General features: G+C 38.0%; 12 protein-coding genes. 3 read left to right on the top strand and 9 right to left on the bottom strand.

Annotated elements, in window-relative coordinates; translation table 11 throughout:
• Positions 1-36 precede the first annotated feature (36 nt).
• From K5X82_11185 to K5X82_11160, 6 genes are all read right to left on the bottom strand, one after another.
• The gene (locus K5X82_11185; protein QZT35858.1) at positions 37-1,377 is read right to left on the bottom strand and encodes an ABC transporter permease; all 1,341 of its coding nucleotides are present in this window, start codon (positions 1,375-1,377) and stop codon (positions 37-39) included.
• 11 nt (positions 1,378-1,388) lie between these two features.
• Positions 1,389-2,627, bottom strand: coding sequence for an HlyD family efflux transporter periplasmic adaptor subunit (locus K5X82_11180; GenBank protein QZT35857.1), 1,239 nt, complete (start codon positions 2,625-2,627; stop codon positions 1,389-1,391).
• Between the two features lie 212 nt (positions 2,628-2,839).
• Positions 2,840-10,210 (bottom strand): cell surface protein SprA, encoded by a 7,371-nt coding sequence (sprA, locus tag K5X82_11175; GenBank protein ID QZT35856.1) that lies wholly within the window; start codon positions 10,208-10,210, stop codon positions 2,840-2,842.
• A gap of 82 nt (positions 10,211-10,292) precedes the next feature.
• Positions 10,293-10,874: a Holliday junction branch migration protein RuvA gene (gene ruvA, locus K5X82_11170; GenBank protein QZT35855.1), complete on the bottom strand. Its 582-nt coding sequence runs from the start codon at positions 10,872-10,874 to the stop codon at positions 10,293-10,295.
• Positions 10,875-11,002: 128 nt separating this feature from the next.
• On the bottom strand, positions 11,003-12,079 hold the full coding sequence (gene pdxA, locus K5X82_11165; protein QZT35854.1) for a 4-hydroxythreonine-4-phosphate dehydrogenase PdxA: 1,077 nt from the start codon (positions 12,077-12,079) through the stop codon (positions 11,003-11,005).
• A gap of 177 nt (positions 12,080-12,256) precedes the next feature.
• Entirely contained in the window at positions 12,257-13,687 is a 1,431-nt protein-coding gene (locus K5X82_11160; protein QZT35853.1) for a leucyl aminopeptidase, read from the bottom strand.
• 160 nt (positions 13,688-13,847) lie between these two features.
• Between K5X82_11160 and K5X82_11155 the strand changes: the two genes are divergently transcribed.
• Together K5X82_11155 and K5X82_11150 are read left to right on the top strand one after the other, a co-directional pair.
• Positions 13,848-14,384, top strand: coding sequence for a hypothetical protein (locus K5X82_11155; protein ID QZT35852.1), 537 nt, complete (start codon positions 13,848-13,850; stop codon positions 14,382-14,384).
• A 92-nt stretch (positions 14,385-14,476) separates the two neighbouring features.
• Entirely contained in the window at positions 14,477-15,925 is a 1,449-nt protein-coding gene (locus tag K5X82_11150; GenBank protein QZT35851.1) for a transposase, read from the top strand.
• 657 nt (positions 15,926-16,582) lie between these two features.
• On the opposite strand, the gene K5X82_11145 is transcribed toward K5X82_11150, so the two are convergent.
• The 3 genes from K5X82_11145 to K5X82_11135 all read right to left on the bottom strand — a co-directional run bounded on the left by K5X82_11145 (position 16,583) and on the right by K5X82_11135 (position 19,344).
• The gene (locus K5X82_11145; GenBank protein QZT35850.1) at positions 16,583-17,152 is read right to left on the bottom strand and encodes a hypothetical protein; all 570 of its coding nucleotides are present in this window, start codon (positions 17,150-17,152) and stop codon (positions 16,583-16,585) included.
• Positions 17,153-17,205: 53 nt separating this feature from the next.
• Positions 17,206-17,769, bottom strand: a complete 564-nt coding sequence (locus K5X82_11140; protein ID QZT35849.1) for a hypothetical protein — start codon at positions 17,767-17,769, stop codon at positions 17,206-17,208.
• A 411-nt stretch (positions 17,770-18,180) separates the two neighbouring features.
• Positions 18,181-19,344 carry a hypothetical protein gene (locus K5X82_11135; GenBank protein ID QZT35848.1) on the bottom strand — a complete coding sequence of 388 codons (1,164 nt, stop codon included), beginning with the start codon at positions 19,342-19,344 and terminating at the stop codon, positions 18,181-18,183.
• 1,429 nt (positions 19,345-20,773) lie between these two features.
• Here K5X82_11135 and K5X82_11130 point away from each other — a divergent pair.
• On the top strand, positions 20,774-21,205 hold the full coding sequence (locus K5X82_11130; protein ID QZT35847.1) for a hypothetical protein: 432 nt from the start codon (positions 20,774-20,776) through the stop codon (positions 21,203-21,205).
• Positions 21,206-21,211 lie beyond the last annotated feature (6 nt).

The raw sequence follows: 21,211 nt of genomic DNA, 5'->3' as shown, positions 1-21,211 counted from the left end.
AGAAGACAGCATAGACATATACAATATAAAGGTAATCTATTCATGACGTAATGAGGTTATAGGATTTTGATTGGCGGCCTTTCTAGCAGGAGTAATCCCAAAGACAATTCCAATAATAGTGGATACACCAAAAGAGGTAATAATGGAGATAAAAGAGATTATTGTAGCGATCTCTGCTACTTTAGAGATGATTACGGATAATAGTACTCCAAGAATGATCCCTATAATTCCACCAACCAGACTAATAAGCATTGACTCACAAAGAAACTGTTGTATAATATCACTCTTCTGTGCTCCAAGAGCAATTCTAAGTCCAATCTCTTTGATACGTTCCATGACAGAGGCCAACATGATATTCATAATACCTATACCTCCAACCAACAGTGATATTCCCGCAATGGCTCCTAAAACCATATTAAAGATCTCTTTGGTCTTCTGTTGTTGCTTGAGAAGTAGTTCTGGAACTGTGATCTCAAAATCAATATTATCATTATGCCTGCGCTTTAGTAGGCGATGAATAATTTCAGCCGTATTCCCTAACTCCTCTGTCTCTTTCACTTGAATGACGATCTTATCTAACTGGTGAGTTGTTGATTTCTTCTTACTAGAGGCTGAAGCATTATCTTTATCATCATCATTACCACTATTGGCCATCAAGATGGCTTGCTTGGTGATCATACCTCTATTCTTATAACGAAGCAACATGGTTTGAAGTGGTATATAGACATCTAGATTGGTGTTTCGAATACCTAACTCTTTAGAGTCCGTTGTAACAACACCTCTATCTTTTAATACGCCGATAATTGTAAGCCACTGTTGTCCACATTTAATTCTTCTTCCAATGGGTATTTGGTTATTAAAGAATCTCTTGACAGCCTGTTCTCCAATGATACATACTGGTAATCCGTGGTTCGATTGACTTTGCGCAAATGTAGCACCTGCTAAAAAGTTGTAATTAAACATCTTAAAGTAGCCACTATTTACTCCAAGAATTTTGATGGATTTACGTCGACCATCATGAATCATATAACTGTTTAGAATAACCTCCCCACTCATCTCTTCAATATTCTGTAGGGTATATGAGATGTTCTTTAAATCTTGCATATTAAGACCAGGAGAAAAACGTTCTTTATGTCCCGTTGCCTCCTCTTCTATCTTCTCATCTGACTGTTTCTTGATGGGTGTTATGATAATATTATTCACCCCTACAAGCTTCATCTGGTCTAAAATCTCTTGCTGTGCTCCAGCACCAATAGCCATCATCGAGATAACAGCACTTACCCCAAATATAATCCCTAGAGCAGTTAGAAAAGAGCGTAGCTTATTTGATCGAATCGCCTCTAAGGCGATTTGAAAATTGAATATAAAACGATCCATAGCTTGATGTCCTATTCTTCAATGCGATTCAGAGATACCACATCGTTATTCTCTATTCCTGTAAGAATTGCTACATCATGATCATTTTGATCTCCTACAGTTACCACTGTCTTTTTGAAACCGAAGCCCTGTTTCTTATAGATATAAAAGATAGAGTCATTATCTGTATATAGAGCCTCTATAGGAATGAGTTTTTGATCCTCTACAATCTTTGTTATAATACGATTCGAAGTGGTCATCGATGGTCTAAAAATAGGATCTGATTCATTGATCGTAATTTCGACCTCAAAGACTTTTGCATCAGAGTTTGGTTTCTGCTCTCCTACATTTGCTACCTTAGTTACCACACCACTGTACCTTTTTTCAGGAAATGCATCCAATCCAATTTCTACTTTTTGTTTTAATTTAATGCGACGAATATCCACCTCATTGATAAATGTTTTCGAAACCATCTTACTCAGGTCAGGAAGCGTTGCAACAACAGGGTTGAAACCATGAATATTGGACCCCTCTTTGACTTTCTGTCCCGACCACTCATCTTTGTGATAAACTACCATACCGTCTTCAGGTGCAAAGATTACAAACTCCTTTTCAAGTTTTAATAAGAAATCTAGTTGACGTCTTTTCTTTGAGAATTTAGTGCTAATCTGTTTCATCTTAGCTTCCATCTGATCACACTTAATGCGATAATTCATTTTAGCTTGCTTTAATGAACGCCTATTCTTCTCTACATTCATCTTCGCTTGTTTGATTGTTGCAGGTGGTTCAAATGCAGACTGTTCTAGTTTGATGATTGACTCTTCAACTTGATATTTTAAGTTTAAGATATTGTCTCGTGACTGGCGAAGGGTAAGTGTCGTATCCAACTTCTGTTGAATCATATTCGATTCAGCTAGTGTAACATCATCTGTTGCATTTTTTATTTGATCACTAAGAGATGATTTATCTATTTCAGCAACGAAATCCCCTTTTTTCACTGTGGTACCCTCTTCAATAAGTCGATTAATCTTTGCTTGCCATATACGTGCTTTTCGCATGCCATCAGGCCCTTTTATCTTTACAGAATTTAGTGCATCCAGCTCTCCTGTTGTCTCCACTGTAATAACTAGGTCTTGCTGAATGGCTTTCGCCGTGAGTATCGTATTTTTCTCATCTCCTTTTCGAAATACAAAGTATCCAATGATAAGTGTTGCTACTATACCTAAGGCAATCCATCTTCTCTTAGATGTCAGGTTTGTGTCTTTGCTCATTTTAGTTCTATTAGTTGTGTCAATTGAAGTTTTCCGAACTTACCATTCTAAAAACGGCACCATAAAAATAAACATATTGTTTTATAAAGCAGATGAAAATTAGAGTATTAGATAATATTATGATTCCATTAATGTGATTATAAGTCCCAAAATAAAGACCTAGCTCCCAAAATAAAGGGAACTAGGTCTAAGTTTGTATACCTATTTATGTTTTACTGTTGTAGATTGAAACGAATACTAAAACCAAAATTGGTGTTTGCAGTCGGATATGATATCGAAACATAAGGAGTATTTACAATTCGATCATAATACATACGCAATGTGAGCTGTCTACTCAAGGTATAGTCAGCCGTAACTTTTAAGGTCAATGCTTTCTGCCCTGCAGTAAGCTGATTGTCTAGCTCCGCAAGCTTACGTATTATCGTTTTATTCTCTCTAACCCCCATGTCAAAACGCATGTTAAGGTCATTAGATATGGCCTTCTGACCACTGTTTTTATTATAGAAGATCTGTAGGTTCTCGATGCGATAACCTAATCCAACACTATATTCATTACTATGTACCTCGGTCAGTTGATTGTTCGAAGTGCTTAGGGTCAATGATCTTGTTTTACGAATCTCAAATCGTGATGAGATATTGTTTTTCCACATCACATCCACATTAATAAGAGGACTGAAAGACTCTTTAATATTAACGGTAGAGATATCATACACTGGGATATAGTTCTGTTGTGCTAATTGAGCTTCTAGTAGCGTATATTGTGTATCCGAGAAATTACTATTGGTAATATATGAACCCACACTATAAGTCGAACGATAAGAGTGTGAAATATTCACTGTTCTGACCACTGATTTAATCCCTTTAATCTGATCAGTCAAACCATTGTATTCGACCCTCCAATTGGGACGAATATATTGAGCTGATGGGAATGGAGAGAGTTCGACAGATGCTGCGTCTTGTCCTGTATACGCCGCAATAAATGCAGGAATCAGAACCTCTTGTTGGTTCTCCCCAAATCGTTCAGGTTGGGATGGATTCTTCTCCTCCACCATTCTCTGTTGTATTATAGCCCTATTACTCATAAATTGATCATAAGCCTTACTTTCAGGAATACCTTGCCCTGAAGTGCTTTCAAAAGCACTACCAATTGAGATGATACTCATCGAGAAACTACCATTTTCCATATAGTTCGCTGGGGTCATATTCCAACTCTGCTCCGAATGGTTATAGTTATAATATTCACTCTCATTACTACTCATCGTTCTATTTCCCGTAAGACTAATTTTAAGCCCTTTTATAGGTTCGATATTAGCACGTAAATTTAGGGTTGTATTAGATGTTCGGAGCACTGGTTGATTGAGCAATGAATCGGTCGTAATCCATCCACTATCTATCGCTTTTGTAGCAAAATCGGGATCTTGCCATCCAAAGACAAAGTCCCATCCCGGGGCTGCTCCTCCAGTAGTACTGTTACCAAACCACTTTGGTGTTGGTAGGAATCCTGACATGGTTGTTCCCCTGGTATCTGTATATGTCGCATTGAAGTTTCTTACCGACATCAACAGTCTCGTAAAACCATCGACTACGGTCGGATTATTACTTTTGTCTTCAATCTCAACTGTTCCTGAGATATCTACCGTTGCCTTTTTATATGACCTAGAAGGATAGATTGCGATCTTGTTGTTATCTATAAACTTCGTTTTTGCCCTAATTGTTTTCCCATTCTGATCTTTAAAGGAGATTTGAAGAGTCTTACTATTCAACTTATGCTTGATCACATTCTTCTTCTTTCCTTTCAGATTGATCGTATCTTGGTAAGTTACATTTTTCGTTTTTACTCGTCCTCTTGAACGACTGCTACTACTTCTTGCAAATTTCCTATTCACCTTCTTCAAGTAAGGAACCTTGTTATAAAGGCTCACAAAGTTCAGGCCTGCAGTTCCTTGAATAGAGTAACCATTACCTATTGTATTTCCTAAATTGACTTCTGAATCTTTGATGATAGGATCCGCTTTCCAATCGTATCTTCCTTGGTACCTTAATGTCGATGAAGTCCAATTTAATAGAGGGATCTTATTAATAGGTAAGGTGTAACTCGCATTAATCGTTTGGTTGTACGCAGTGTTACGACCTCCTGTGTGTAAGCTGTCTAAGATAGACTGCTTATATGCTTGATAAGGATCATCTTCTTTACGTATCCTATCTTCCTCTTCCATATATAATGGCACATCAATACGTGATCTGTTTTGTGCCGCAAAGTCTAATTTGATCGATTTAGTCAAGTCATATCGGAAATTGTAATAGCGATACCAATTAAAGTCTTGGACATATGATGTCGGTAACTTAAAGTCTGGTTGTGATAAGTTACGATACTGCATAGCACTATAATAGCTCTGCATATCTGAACGGAACGACAACTGCGAAGGTGACAGATAGAAGTTGAAGTCTCTGATAAGTCGGAACATAGGACTACGTAGTGCTTTAACATTACGGAATGGCTCTACTGGTTTAGGCCGTTTCGTATAGTTATAGCTGAATAAGAATTTCGACTCTTTCTCGTCATTCTGCTGCGTGTTGATATCCTTATGGGTCGTCGTATTATGAGATAATGTGAATGAGAAGTTCGAGACATCATAGAAATGACGCTTCTTCGACTTCTTCTGAGGCTCTATACGAACGTCTGAGAAGTTGATACTCTTCTTTACAGTCTTATCTTGTACCTGTGCATTTAATTCATCTCTTAATGATTGTGTCTCTAAAGCATCTAAAGCATCTGTCATCTTTATATCAGGATTCAGAGGATTGTACTTCGGAGTCTTTACATTTTGTGATATACCATAGTACATCGGTATTTTTACCCCCCATTTCTTAGGGAAGAATTTACCGAATGAGACAGTAGAACTAAAGTCATACACACTATTGTCATCCATGCTTCTTTGAACCGAACTCTGTTCTATACCACCAAAACCTGATGACATATGGCTTCCCGCAAAAGAGAAGGTCGCTAGATCTGCCAGATTACCTCGAATTCTTGTAGAAGCTGCCCATCCTCCTTCGTTATCTACATCCGTTAAACGTAGCTCATCATACCAAACCTCTACCGACTCCATGGATCCATCGTTCGACTTAGGATTTCTTACCCCAAGCATCACAATGCGGACATCGCCTAAGTTCGGGTTACCCTTAATCCGGATAATACGAGGATGTCCATTATAACTAATTTGTGATTCAAAGACATCGGTCATTTCAATTACACTACCCTCTTTTCGCATCTCTTTATTTCGAGAGAGCTTAAGATCAGTAAGGTCTTTCAAAAGAATGTCCATACGGTTCTGCTCTGGCCAAACTGTTTGTCTATCACGATCTAATTGATTATTATAATGCCCTGGAGGTGTCATCTTCAATGGAACCTCATATTCATAGAAGTTATCCTGATAATCCGAACCAATGCGAATGAATGCCCTTACCTCATTATCTTGGGTCTGCATATCTTCTAACTGTTCGGCATGCACTTCCACCTTCAGACGCTTATACATCCTCATATCGGTGGTGATATTTTTATACGATGCTCTTGCATCACCATCCTCTAAGTCTTCTACTTTTAGAAGTAGAGATTGCTCATTAAGCTCTCTTAGCTGAGGATTGGCTGGATCAATAACACGGTCAATACCTGGAGGCAATACATAATTTACAGGTTGTTTCTCGTAGTTCTCTTCAATGTTTACTGCAGAAACTTCAAATTCGGTATTCTCATTATTTACTTGTGTCGGATCTTCCAAGTTCACCGTATATTTTCTCCAATCTGCTCGCACTAAATTAAGAGTTGCAAATCGAAGGACCACAGGAATCTGCCAATCTTTCATCATCATACGAATGAAGCGAATAGAACGATAGTCAGAGATAGAACCGATTGTTTTACTACTCTTGGTCACTGGGATCTTAAACTGATACCACTCCACCTCTCGCACTTCCGAGTTCTTTAATTTAACTTTTGCTATTCGTTTGTCCGTAATGAAATTAGAACCAACTTGGAAGTCATTAGGTCGCATACTGATCTTATACTCAAAATAACTCTCGTTTTCTGACAAGGTATTATCTTGGTTGATATCTTCCCCATCAGGTAAAGAGGTAGAAGAGGTATTATAGGACTCAGGCGACTGTGCATCTGTTGGTGAGTTACCATCCACTCCATTATAGTACTTGTAACGCTCTAGGATACCCAACTGCTGTTGGTCGTAATCACTTCCTCTAAAGTAATGGTAGTTATCTCCCGAAGGGTCATTTTGGATCTTCTCTAGGCTTGCTCCTGTGACGATCTTGCTCACTTCTGTAATATAGTTATTATAGAAGTTACGCTCCTCTTCATCGGCCAAACCGTCTAAACCAATATCTTGATACTGTCTAGAAGATGGGTTATTATCAAAAGCATTTACTGTGGGTTGGTTTCTTGAAACCCTACCCCATGTGGTATTATCTGTAATCGCATCATAATTGCCATCGATAGGTAAACCATTCTCGAATGATTTACGTGAGTCACGTAGAATATCCTCGGAGATATTACCCAAATGGAAATATAGATCTCCTCCTGAATTCAACTTCTCCGCGTCAGTAAGTTCTGCATAAGGGTCCATCACCCAAAACTCGATATATTCAATATTTGCATTCTCAAAATCAGGAGTCTCAATCTTACGCATTATCGCTCCCCAGCGACTCTCTGGACTTTTCAATGTTCCATCTGCATTAACCCCAGATGAATTGGACGTTGGTGCAGTGTCAAAGTTGTACTGACCTCTCTCATTTGGATAGAAAGCCAAGTCAAACGTTGGTATATTGGTGGGTTGTCCTACAGCATTATTGGTGTTTGGAAAGATCTCATCTTGATAGACCTCACGAGTACTATTCTTCGACTGCTCTTCATCATTTCCCTTGATATTGGATGGTGTATTCGGTGTATCCCTCTGCATTAGTGGATCAATCACATACCATGACAGAAGTGCTCTGTTATATCCAGAGGTCAGATCATTGGTCTTCTCTCCTTCAGGGATATCATTCTTCCCCTGTGGTACACTGGCCAATTTCCATGTATATTGTGTCTTTAATGAGATACTTGTTTGTGTCCCTTCGAAATCATCTAAATATGCAGCCCCAGACTCACCAATAGCATTCGATGTACCTGGGTATAGTTTAGCGAACTCCCCTTCAACGGAGATGTTAGACACCTCTTTGGTATCGATAAGTGGTATCTTATCCACCAACGAGGTAAGAAATTGCGACTCTGTTTTGTATGCTCCATTGAATCCTAACATCAAGTTAGATATCGGTTCTTGACCGTAGTTTACCTTACTAGTCAGAGGCTTCTCTTGAAGATACATCACTGTTGTACCTAGGTTGAAATTATCTGTAAACTGATAGTTCAGCTGTGTACCAATCAAAGTCTTGCGTTGCATGCTAAACATCTGCTCACTCTCTGTAGATATCGAGATGGCTTGTCCAGATTCAATCAATGCTTGGTTTAATATTCTTACGCGCCCCAAGGTATAATCGACCACATAATCTACATTCTCAACCAGTGTACGTCCCCCAGCAGTAACTTTTACAGACCCTGGCGTTAAATTGATTGTATTCAGTGGAATATCCGAATTGGAACTACCTTGGTAACTACCCATAAATGCAAACTTATTCTTTTCGGCTTGCTGCTCTGCAATCGTCTTCGTGTTATCATAAAGAGCATGGTAGACATACTTATTGATTGCACTTTGATCGCCTGCAAGTTTCTTCTCCAAGTAGTCACCGAAAGGTTCAACTGATGGGAAGATGATCTTTCCACGTTCCGAATCAATCGTATAACCTGGGATAAAGTCAAAAAGTCCATCTGACTGCTGATCCCCTTGCATATTGACGTTGTCCAAGTTCATCACTTGGATCAGTATCTTCTCTTTTAAAGGTCCGTCAGGTAGATAGTTTAAGTTAGAACCTGTTTTACTATCTTGATAGACTACATCCAATCTAAAGCCATCTTTATTCACTTGATAGGCATTTAAATCATAGATGTTCTTCATCATTAACTTCCATAAGTTAAACTTAGGGTTGACATTGGTCCCTTTCAATAGTTTAACAAATAGAGTCTGTGGTGCCTCTACACCCCCAGTAGAGAAATCTCCTACCCTAAGAGTCTTTCCATTAATGGTGTACTCAAAGGATACTGCAAGCACTTCATCAGGGCTAAGAGACCTGTTTAATGAAATATATCCGAGTTTCTGATTGAAAGTATATTCAGAGGAGGTAAGCATGCGTGCATTCTCCACCTTCTCGTAGTCTTGTGCTGGAAGAAATCCATCACTCTGTTTGAGAGGGCCTAATGTGCTTGTCACCTGTGCAATGTCACGAATGGCATTGTAGTCATTGTTCATCTTATCGTATAGATTGTTGCTACCATTCCATGGATAAGTATTGTCTGGATAAGGAAGTCCGGCTGCATCTGTAGTAAGAGTCGTATTATTCTGTTTGTTGCGACCACGTTCACCCAAATCAGTAAAAGCAACAATATTACGAGACTGGGTATAGTTTCCTGTCTTGTTCGTAATCCACACCTCTAGTTTGGTGATATTGATACTCGAAGAGATGATAGGCATTTTTGATAATGACTGATCATACTGGTCATAGAAGACCTGCCCCAAGAAGAAGTGTTTATTGGCTTCATAGTCCAACACCTGAATATTAAAATCAGTTTTTGTCGCCCCCCCTTCTGTGTTGATCACCTTACTCTCTCCCTTCTGTTGAGAAAGAACTGTCGAAACACTTAATTTACCGAACTGTAGATCTGTCTTCACACCAAAAAGGTTTACCCCTCCTTTGATCAGTGAGTTATCTGACGACATGGACACATTACCCGCTTCAATATTCTTCACGATATCATCTTCCTCTCCTTTGAAATTAAGATTCATACGATTCTCAAAATCAAATGTCGCCTCTGTATTGTAGTTAACCCCCATTGAAAGTCTATTCCCAATAGATCCTTTCACACTAAGATTGATCTTCTCATCAAAATCAAAGGTGGTGGTTTTTCGTAATCTTTCTGATAGTGCTGGATTATCAATCCTATTGGTCTTAGTTCCAAAAGAGAGCTCTATATACCCTTGTGGTTTAATTGAGATGGTATTGTTACCAAAGATCTTAGTGAAAGCTTCTCCTCCAATACTTATCGATGGAATAAGTGACTTCTTCTTCTCCTCCATCGTTTTAGAGGTCTTCTCCTGCCAATACTGTTGAATGGCACGATCAAAATCGTAGTTCACATAGTCATCTAGACTGAATGCTCTTGTGGGTTGATAATAGAGATCCCCCACCTTGTGCTCAATCACAAATTGATTGGTCGTAGGGTCATAATGCTCCTCCGTCTTCATGTTATCAGGAAGCGGGAGGGTGAGCTCCGTAGAGTCTGGGGCTGCTTCATATGGTGCCACCATAGCTTCAACGACAGAACTCGAGGCTGCATCGTTGAAACGTTCAAAATGAGTAGACGTGTGATGGCGTCCAAATGCTACGTTCGTTTTATTGATTGCGATCCCCAAGCATAGAATCATGCAAATGGGGATCCATATTTTACCTAATTGTCTCAACCTGTTTCCTTGGGCTTGAATGGTTACACACTATATGGTGTTAGGACTACAAGCTTTTCAGTGCAAGTTTGATAATCGGCTCCACTTCCATTGCTGGATTATCTTTCAAAATCTTATCAATAACCTTCTCTGCTGCTTTCTTGTTAAATCCTAACATTACCATAGCAGATAACGCTTCATTTTTATTCGTATTGTTCTGAGAGGCTACAATCTGACCTTCACCCTCAATTTTACCCACTTTGTCTTTCAAATCGATCAGAATACGCTGTGCCGTTTTAGCTCCAATCCCTTTTATGCTTTTCAACACATTAACATTATCGGTTTGAATTGCTTGCAATAATTCTTGCGTTGGGTAAGAAGATAACATCACCATCGCGGTGTTTGCTCCAACACCATTGACCGAGATTAAATGACGAAATAGAGCTCTCTCCTCTCTATCTGAAAAACCATATAGCGATTGGGCATCTTCTCTCACCACAAAATGTGTCCATAGCGTTGCTTGTGGTTGCGACTGTACCTTTTGATAACTGGTCAGAGAAATAAACACTTGATAGCCGATACCTCCTGTCTCTACAATGGCATAGGTTGGCGTCACCTCAGTCAAGTTTCCTTTAATGTATTCGTACATAGTTTGATCTTTTCTGTTGTTCAAAAAAAGAGGCCCTCTGTATGGAGTGCCTCTTTGCTAATTCTATATCAAATGGAGATGCATATGGTACATAATCATCTATGTCCCCTAGCGACCTTCTATCTGTCTTAAATTGATCGGTCTCCCATCGACTGGCGATCTTCTAAATCATATTTCTGTAACGGGTCATTCGACACTTCATTGTAGATCTCACGATTACGGTAAAGGTCGATGGCAAGATACATTGCTTTACGGAAAGAGTTCTCTGATGCTTTGCCTTTACCTGCAATATCAAAAGCCGTTCCGTGTCCTGGAGACGTTCTAATAATAGGTAGTCCTGCAGTGAAGTTTACCCCATCATCAAATGCTAGTGCCTTAAACGGAACCAATCCTTGGTCGTGATACATCGCAAGAATAACATCAAAATTACGATAAGTCCCATTTCCAAAGAATCCATCTGCTGGATATGGTCCCATAGCCATAATGCCCTCTTCCTGTGCTTTTTTCAATGCCGGTGTGATAATCTCTTCCTCTTCTTTCCCTAAAAGCCCATTATCTCCTGCATGTGGATTTAATCCCATCACGGCAATCCTTGGGCCATCAATACCAAAGTCTTGCATCATGGTTTGATGCATCACACGAATCTTACTTAGTAGCAGCTCTTCTGTGATAAATTCCGAAACCTGAGAAATAGGCACATGACCTGCAACTACTCCAATCTTCATCTGTTCACTGACCATAAGCATTAGGTGATCTTTCGATTCGAACTGCTCTGATAAGAACTCCGTGTGTCCAGGAAAGTTAAAATCTTCCGATTGGATATTGTCCTTGCAGATAGGAGCCGTTATCAGTACATCAATCTTACCCTCTTTCAGATCTGCACACGCTTTCTCCAACGCCATATACGAAGATTCACCAGCAATTGTTGTTGATTTCCCCAACTCCACACGAGTGTTTTCAGAGATACAATTCAAAATATTAGCTTTTCCCTCTTCGGATTCCGAAGCATCTACAATCTGGTTAAAAGAGACCTTAGTATGATCAATGGCTTTTTTATGGTAAGCTGCTACCTTGGGTGAACCATAAACAATGGGAGTGCAAGATTCGAAAATACGATCGTCCGATAGAGACTTAATGATCACCTCATATCCGACACCATTGATATCGCCCTGAGTGATTCCTATTTTGATTTTTTGAAAGTTCATAATGATATATGATTGTTAAGCCTCCTTCGAAAATGACCATGGCAGGTAGATTCCTTCGTTGGGGAATCTAGCCAAAGACATAAAGTCATGACTTATTGTTCTTTGTTTAATGAATCAAATTTAATCAATTTTTCAGTTCTTCTTCACTCCCTTTGTCATCTTTTGTGCTTTATCTTATTATTTGGCTCTTGTTTTGATCCATTCAAAAAGAAGACGTACACCATAGCCACTACCTCCTTTTTTGATATATCCCTTCTCACTATGAAGGAAGGCAGGACCTGCAATATCTAGATGGATATAAGGACTTTCGGTGAAATTCTCCAAGAATTTACCTGCTGTAATTGCTCCGGCTTCTCGTCCTCCTAAGTTTTTTAAATCGGCAATGTCACTCTCAAGCATCTTACTATATTCATCCCAGAAAGGGAAACGAACACTTCGCTCATGGGTTTCAAAACCTGCTTTGTCAATCTCTTCGAAATATGTCTCCTTAGCATTCCCCATTATTACAGCACCTTCTGTACCAATAGCAATAGCTGCTGCTCCTGTTAATGTAGCGACATCCATCACCACCTCTGGCTTATATCTATCTGCATAACTTAATGCATCGGCAAGAATTAGTCTGCCTTCAGCATCCGTATTTAATACCTCTACAGTCTTGCCGTTATACATTTTTAGAACATCTCCAGGTGCATAAGCATCCCCAGATGGTCTATTGTCCGTCGCAGGAACAAGTGTGATCACATGGTAAGGTAACTTAGCCAATGCAATAGCATATGTCGCACAAGATACAGCTGCTGCACCACCCATATCTGATTTCATATAGTCCATGCTCGCTGCGGTTGGTTTTAGACTTAAACCTCCGGTGTCATAGACGACCCCTTTCCCGACAAATACTATCGGTTCGCTATTCACCGCTCCCTTAGGCTTGTACTCCATAATGGTGAAAGTTGGAGGGGCAACACTCCCTTTGTTTACCCCAAGGAGGCCTCCCATGCCGAGCTCTTCGATCTTCTTCTTTCCTAAGACGGTTACCGAGATATTTGCTTCCTCTCCCATCTCAATCATCTCCTCAGACAACTGCGTTGCTGTCAAAAATGACTGTGGTTCATTCACTAAGTCTCTTGCCTTAATTGTAGCTTTCAACACAGATGTAAGCTCTAACAGGGCCTCTTCTGAAATACGATCATCTATCTCAATAGAGCATAGTGGATACTCCTCTTTCTTGGTGAAATACTTCTCAAACTTATAGTCCGCTAACACCATACCCTCTACAAAAGGAAGGGCAATACGATCCATCTCCGTTTGGTTTTTAACTCCAATAGAAGCGATACGCTGCCCTTTTATCAAAGCAACAACCTTTGCGCCTAACTGACGTAGCGCTTCCGCCATCTTAATACAGTCATCGCTCTTCTCCACCGCTACCATCCACTGAAATGAACTATCGCATGATGGCATCCCTATGATTGTCTGCTCTTTATCTAATTGATTCTTAATATAATTGATTTGATTCTCATCCAATTGAGAAAGCACTTCAGGTTGTTCCTTTGGGAAAAGAACTACCTGATCTTTTGAAAGGTCACTTGCTGCAACCAATAATATATTTTTCATAACTTCTCTTGTTTAACCATTGTCATGCTGGTATTCCTTTTAAATGGCATGCCAACTTAGTAGTAACAAATTTACAAAAGAATTGTTATCAAATTCATCTGCTTTTACTATATTCAGTAAGTATTAAGATCTCTATAACCCGAAATGAACAATACCTTTAATGCAAATAAACTCTACTCAATACAAAAATCCAATAACAGATAATTGTAGAAGCCTAAATGATATCGAGTTAGAACTAATTAAATGGAGGGTGAAACGAAATAAATATACCAGCATTGAAATTGGAATCTTCTTTATTGGTTGCTTTGTTACTGTTTTCACCTTGATGTTGGTTACTTGGGCAGATGGGGAAATTCTTATAGGAATGGTCTTCTTCTTTTTCTCTTTGATGTTGGCATTTGTTAGTCTTGCCATTTGGTGTAATTACAAAGACTATAGGTTGATCTCACTAGAGAACCTTTTCGTGAAAAGAGGTAGTGGTATACTTTCTGCAGAGATGGAAGGAGTAAGTAAATCAAAATCCTTAGTCTATAGAATTGATGGTAATAAAGTGAGTTTCATCCTTCCCTTAAAGAAATTTAGGTTGCCCTCTGTGGGGGAGTCAAAATGTATAAACTATGAGTCTGTGCGCCTCTTTGATGAGACTCCTATGTTGGGCTCTGATCATTTAATAACTGATGTTTCCCATGTAGGCTAACATCTTGATTTACAGCATAAAAAGAAGCATGTTTATTTTGATAATTCATTAATTATCAGTAAATTAATGTTGTTCCAATAACCAAATAAATCATGCTTCAGAATAAAAGTACAAAAGTTTTTTCAGAGACACAGAGTTTTTTCAGTTCAAGTGAAAAAGGAATTAATCGAATTATTAGCCTTTACAAGTTACTCAACTTAAGACAACTGAAATTAGGAAATAAAGAGTTGCCTCAGTCTACTTACTTCAAAGGTGACATACTATTAGGCTTACTACTTTTCCCAATTTTCTCTATCCCTAATATTTATAGCTACAGTAAGCATTATCTATCAGAGATGTTAGAAGCACAAAAGAATACATTCTATCGATTTAAAAATAACAGCCAGATAGATTGGCGTACTATAGTTTCATCATGTAATAATAAACTCTTTGGTCAAATAGCCAAAAACTCTCACTCTGATGACTGTAATCAAGCAGAAAGATGCTTAATTATTGACGATACTGATTTTGAGAAGTCTACCTACAAAACTGAACATGTTAGTAAAATATGGTCGCATGTAACCCATCGTTATATATTTGGTTTTAAAGGATTATTTCTAGGTTTATGGGATGGCAAAAGCTATTTTACATTGGACTTCTCTCTACATAAAGAAAGAGGGAAGAATAAAAAGACTCCATTTGGACTCACTGCCAAACAACGTAAAAAACAGTTCTCAAAGAAACGATCAACAAAGAGTAATGGGTTTAACCGAGAGAAAGAACTCGTTATTGATAAAATAACGATGGCAAAAGAGATGATGGTAAATGCTATTAAACAAGGAATTACAGTAGACTACATACTTATGGACAGTTGGTTCTTCTGTGATTCAATATTAAAAACTGTGATCTCTAATGGTATGCATCTTGTTGCAATGGCTAAGATGTCTAGTGCTAAATATTCTTTCAAAGACAAAGAATATAGCACCAAAGAACTTGCTCTCTTACTTAAACAGCGAAAGAGAGTAAAATGGGTAAAGTCACTTAGTCTATATTGTGCAGAAGTCACAGTGAAATATAAAGGTACAGATGTAAAACTATTCTTTTGCAAGAACAGTAAGCGAGGGAAATGGCATTTATTGGTATCTTCAAATACAAAGCTGAGCATAGAGAAAGCTTATCAGATATATAGTATTAGATGGAGTATTGAGGTCTTTTTTAAGGAATCAAAGAACTATTTTGGTTTAGGAAAATCTCAATCGAGTGATTTTGATGCTCAAATAGCAGATCTATCTGTAGCTATTATTGAGTTTAACGTTTTTAGTTTAGCAAAAAGGTTCGAGGCATATGAGACGCTAGGTGGAATCTTTGCTCATGTAAAAGATCAAGGAATGGAACTTGTAATAGTACAACGAATTTGGGGTTTTATCCTCGAATTGATGAGAACTCTCGCAGAAATCATCGATAGTGATTTTAATGAATTGATAATCAGTGTACTTAAAAATAAACCCGAAAATAATAAATTCTTTAGGCTCATTGAATCAATGGTTTATGAACCTGAATAAAGACATGGGAAACATCAGTTAATAATATCTATTGAGGGTAATAGACTAACAATAGAATATCTCAGGTTTGCAGAGAAGAGTATCTATATTGGTTTTTGTTCAATATTAGTTAGCATTGCGTTTCTGTTCCTGTGTATGATAAGTCTTTCCATTGGTCAGATCCTAAATGACTTTCCTTGGCTTGTCCTTATCCTAGTTCTCTTTTTTGGAGTATTTATTCGAACGATCATGGGGGTATCCTATAATATGAAGTTGAGAAAAGAGTTGCTATGATGATAATTGTTGTCACAATCAATTTAGCGACCTTATTGTTTACAAGATGAATGAAAATATCTTTTCAACAAATCATTATCTTTATAAGCTTTCCTTATTTGATAAAATGTTGTCGTCCACAATCTTCAAAAAAGCTAGACTTTTGTCGATCCCAAATATCTTGATAATACTCCTTGGTCTCAATATATCTACTATAGATATATCTGTAGCACTTTCAGTGAATGTGGCAGTATACAAAATACTTCGTGTCTTTGCGTCTTAGTGGTTCTATTTAAAAATCTGTGGAAATCCGTATGATCCGTCGAATCCGTGGCTAAATTCCCTGCGGTTCAATCCACAATGCCGTTACGGTGCTTCCTCATGCAATTTAACTTAGGTGGTGTTCTAGAAGAAGTGTTGTCGTCCACAATCTTCAAAAAAGCTAGACTTTTGTCGATCCCAAATCTCTTGATAATACTCCTCGGTCTCAATATACCTTCTATAGATATATTCCGTTTTATAGTTCATGCTTGTAGGTGGAGTTAATACTTTTGATGATAATATTATTGCATACCCAACCTCCCCATTTTCAAATATGTAACGAACATAATTAACTTCTGGAGCCAAACGAAAGTTATCTTGATATTCAAACACGTCATAGTGCCAACAAGTTTTCTTCTCTTCTTCGGTAGGATCATATATGAAATCAGAGAGCCTATCACGAACAAGAAATGATCCTTCTGGATAGATGTCGTCATTTAAATCGACCTTACCATACTTATAAACATCGCCTCCCAACATCGCATCGGTCCACACCTTATCGCGTTCGGCTTGAAAGGTTGAATTCGCTTCTGGGGTAGGAATAAAACTAAAATATTCAGGATAGGGAAAGCCTCGCTCTTTGCGTGACAAAAATTCTCGTTCTCGAATCGGGTCAAACGTCTTGCCTGGGGGCAGTGGCCTATTTCTGTCCATATACCATGTATAGAAACTCCAGGCACGATTGTTATAGCCGGGACCTGCTTTCTCTAAGAAGACCCAATTAGATTTAAAAAAACTCCAAATACCCCCCCCTCATCTGGGATCATTACAACGGGGTAGGTCTGTGTAGAACCGGTACTTCCACTTCCTGAGGTCCTATACTCTATACGAATCTGATCAAATGGAATATCATAACCTTTTACAAAAAATTTACCGGGAACTGTCACCATCTTTGTCTTACGATTAAAAACCCAATACTTCCGAGGAGTAAAGCAGTGGAGAAATACAGGTACTGATAAAGCAAAAAACATGAAATATAATATAAAGAAATATGCTCCCGTAAAATCCTTCTTCACAAAAATATCAACGAAAAAACCATCTTCGATAAATATCTGGGTGAAAGCTCCAAAACATATCAACGCAACAATCCCAAGCCCAAACCAAAATTCAAACCCAGTATATCGTAGAACCAATTTCTCTTCATCGGCCTGCTTTACATTAATTTTCCAACGATAATCAAAGAAGTCGGGTTGTTCTCGGATGATAGGCAATTCATAATATAAACCTTTTCTTCGTCGTCTATCTGTTTTCTCTTTTTTATTGTTATCCATAGGTGAATTCTTTTGTTGTACTTAATATTATCCAACCTTATATCTTAAAGGGTGGATTTAATACACGATAACCAATAGCGTTCTCTAAATAACCTGAGATTCAACCCTTCGTGTCTTTGCGCCTTAGTGGTTTATTTCCCCCTGCAGCCCAACAAACAATAAAAGATCTGTTTCATCGGTCTAATCTGTTTCATCTGTGTGCTATCATTTCCAGAACACATTAGACACGAGCATCGTGTCTCTACCAAGCAACCACCATGATGCAATGCTAAGTTGTCGCTCTACTGATGCACGATGCCGAGCTGGAGTTCAGCGTGCCCAGCGGTTGTCCCATCACTTGTGCTTCAATCCTTAGTGCCGTTGAAGTGCTTCCTCCTGTAATTTTAATTGGGGGGTATTCTAGATGAAATGTTATCGTCCACAATCGTCAAAAAAGCTAGACTTTTGTCGATCCCAAATCTCTTGATAATAATCTTTGGTCTCAATAAATGGACTATAGATATATTCCGTTTTATAGTTCATACTTGTAGGGGGGGCTACAACTTCTGATAATATTACTTTAGAGTACCCAACCTCCCCATTTTCAAATATGTAACGAACATAATTAACTTCTGGAGCCAAACGAAAGTTATCTTGATATTCAAACACGTCATAGTGCCAACAACTTTTCTTCTCTTCTTCGGTAGGATCATATATGAAATCAGAGAGCCTATCACGAACAAGAAATGATCCTTCTGGATAGATGTCGTCATTTAAATCGACCTTACCATACTTATAAATATCACCTCCCAACATCGCATCGGTCCATACCTTATCGCGTTCGGCTTGAAAGGTTGGATTCGCTTCGGGGGTAGGAATAAAACTAAAATATTCAGGATAGGGAAAGCCTCGCTCTTTGCGCAACAAAAACTCTCGCTCTCGAATCGGGTCAAACGTCTTGCCTGGGGGCAAAGGCCTATTCCTGTCCATATACCATGTATAGAAACTCCAGGCACGATTATTATAGCCGGGACCTGCTTTCTCTAAGAAGACCCAATTAGATTTAAAAAAACTCCAAATACCCCCCTCATCTGGAATCATTACAACGGGGTAGGTCTGTGAAGAACCGGTACTTCCACTTCCTGAGCTCCTATACTCTATACGAATCTGATCAAATGGAATATCATAACCTTTTACAAAAAATTTACCAGGAACAGTCACCATCTTTGTCTTACGATTAAAAACCCAATACTTCCGGGGAGTAAAGCAGTGTAAAAATACAGGTACTGATAAAGCAAAAAACATGAAATATAATATAAAGAAATATGCTCCCGTAAAATCCTTCTTCACAAAAATATCAACGAAAAAACCATCTTCGATAAATATCTGGGTGAAAGCTCCAAAACATATCAACGCAACAATCCCCAGCCCAACCCAAAATTCAAATCCAGTATATCGTAGAACCAATTTCTCTTCATCTGCCTGCTTCACATTAATTTTCCAACGATAATCAAAGAAGTCGGGTTGTTCTTGGATGATAGGCAATGCATAATATAAACCTTTTCGTCGTCTATCTGTTTTCTCTTGTTTATTCATAGGTGTTTATTACACAATTAGGTTTAAATCGACCACTCGAATATAATGATGTATTTAGAGCATACTAGGGTGAGAATATAAAATACATGTCTATCATATAGATTACAAATACCTAACATGACTACTCCCTATAGCTACCTTTAAAGAATTAATATAGAAGTATGTTTATAACAGAAGTAGCTCCATCATTCTATTGATACTACAGTCTTATAATATCTAAAATAGATTATATCTCGAAAATATGTTAAATGCATTAATTTGACAAGTAAACTATACAATATTATGCACCCATTCAATCATCAAATGTGACTTACTCTTTACATTTTATATCCAATAATGCTTAGTTTGTGGCAATTCATAGGCATGTGAAGGAGATATAAACGCTTCATCCCTGAACCTTGCACTAAGCTAGATATCCTTTTCAGAGAAAGTGGAAGCATTGTAGTTGGTTGTAGCAGTAAGATATATATGTGTCAACAAATCAATTCTCAAGACAATGTAAATGCATTGGCACAAACTGCTACAATCTATGTCACCTGTTCTATGTCCACATAATGATTGGTCTGCATTAAACTCCTACACCACAGCATTACTTAAAGCTACTTTGTGGTGTTCGGTAATAATAACCCGTTGTTTTTTTAGATAGATAGATGACGAAATCTTGATATGAATTTGATTTGAGAGTACAATTCTTTATCTTTATATAGATCATACTTTTAGGATGCCAGTGAAAAATCACGTTATAGCTTATTTGATCATTTGAATAGTATTATACATATTAAAAGGGCTACAGAGTAATATAGATCGTTTTTACAGATCTCCACACCATACTTCCTAGGTGTCTTCTCCCACTTTCCTTCGTACCATCTCCCACCTTTGTCCAAGATTCGTCCATGGTATAGCCATGATTCAGCCATCGAGACCCCCGAAATCGATGGACAAACCATGGACGAACCATGGCTGAACCATGGACAAAGGTAGGAGGAGGTACCTATCAACCCCCTAGCAAGTAGTTCTCAGGTATAGGTGATTTGATATAGAAAAGGTCATGTAGGTAGTGTAAATTAAAGATGAATCTTGTTTTACAAAAATAACATTCACAAAAAAAAGCTAAACAGAGGAACAATGTTACTGCGTTCATGTTAACTATATCACGTCATACTCTTGAGTTCTGTTTTACACCTTTTAGATTCTGAAATGAGCAATAAAAACTTGTGAATATTTTTTTTATACAAGGCATAAATGGCAGTATCGTTTTTTATACAGAGATATTTTGCAACGAAATAAACAAGATAGAACATGAGGGTCTAGGTCATTTAAATATGTGATTGGTATTATTTACATATGTGAGATGTTGTTTAAAAAATCACTTTGGAGTGTGCATTGTGTTGTTGTTAATTGGATGTTTAATTATTTAAAATATTATGGAATGAGGCGTATTGTTTATACTATAAGTAATCTTTTTATAGGGCTGATATTTTTAAGGTTTAGTATCTCAAAATTGTTAGGTTTTCCTTCAGCAGTAAAAGGGTTTGAGGACATGGCAAAACCATTACATATTGATCCTGATCTTTTTAGGTTCGGTATCGGTTCTACTATGTTGGTTGTCTGCATCAGTTGTCTGTTGGTGACTGTATTGTCATTTTTTAGAAGTTTAAATAATAAGATGTCAATAAATCTAGGATATGTCTCGTCTGTTGGTGTAATTTTATCAATGATCGGAGCGATGTTTTCTGAGTTATTTCTAAGAACGAATCCTGTTTGGCCACTATTTTATTTAGGGGGATCTATTGTGTTGTTAGGATTGTATAATATTTTAATACTTAAAGAGACCCAAAGGTGTTCAGACATAAAATGCTAGTTGTAC

Source organism: Prolixibacteraceae bacterium, assembly GCA_019856515.1.
Taxonomy (GTDB): Bacteria; Bacteroidota; Bacteroidia; order Bacteroidales; family Prolixibacteraceae; genus Halosquirtibacter; species Halosquirtibacter xylanolyticus.
The sequence above is the reverse complement of the archived record's forward strand: the minus strand, read 5'-3'. Positions and strand labels throughout refer to the sequence as shown.

Bases quoted from the DNA above. Each gene is read 5' to 3' on its own strand.
- K5X82_11150 (QZT35851.1), top strand. From the start codon at position 14,477: ATGCTTCAGAATAAAAGTACAAAAGTTTTTTCAGAGACACAGAGTTTT.
- K5X82_11145 (QZT35850.1), bottom strand. From the start codon at position 17,152: ATGGACAGAAATAGGCCACTGCCCCCAGGCAAGACGTTTGACCCGATT.
- K5X82_11135 (QZT35848.1), bottom strand. From the start codon at position 19,344: ATGAATAAACAAGAGAAAACAGATAGACGACGAAAAGGTTTATATTAT.
- pdxA (QZT35854.1), bottom strand. From the start codon at position 12,079: ATGAACTTTCAAAAAATCAAAATAGGAATCACTCAGGGCGATATCAAT.
- K5X82_11160 (QZT35853.1), bottom strand. From the start codon at position 13,687: ATGAAAAATATATTATTGGTTGCAGCAAGTGACCTTTCAAAAGATCAG.
- K5X82_11140 (QZT35849.1), bottom strand. From the start codon at position 17,769: ATGGATAACAATAAAAAAGAGAAAACAGATAGACGACGAAGAAAAGGT.
- sprA (QZT35856.1), bottom strand. From the start codon at position 10,210: ATGATTCTATGCTTGGGGATCGCAATCAATAAAACGAACGTAGCATTT.
- K5X82_11180 (QZT35857.1), bottom strand. From the start codon at position 2,627: ATGAGCAAAGACACAAACCTGACATCTAAGAGAAGATGGATTGCCTTA.
- K5X82_11130 (QZT35847.1), top strand. From the start codon at position 20,774: ATGAGGCGTATTGTTTATACTATAAGTAATCTTTTTATAGGGCTGATA.
- K5X82_11155 (QZT35852.1), top strand. From the start codon at position 13,848: ATGCAAATAAACTCTACTCAATACAAAAATCCAATAACAGATAATTGT.
- K5X82_11185 (QZT35858.1), bottom strand. From the start codon at position 1,377: ATGGATCGTTTTATATTCAATTTTCAAATCGCCTTAGAGGCGATTCGA.
- ruvA (QZT35855.1), bottom strand. From the start codon at position 10,874: ATGTACGAATACATTAAAGGAAACTTGACTGAGGTGACGCCAACCTAT.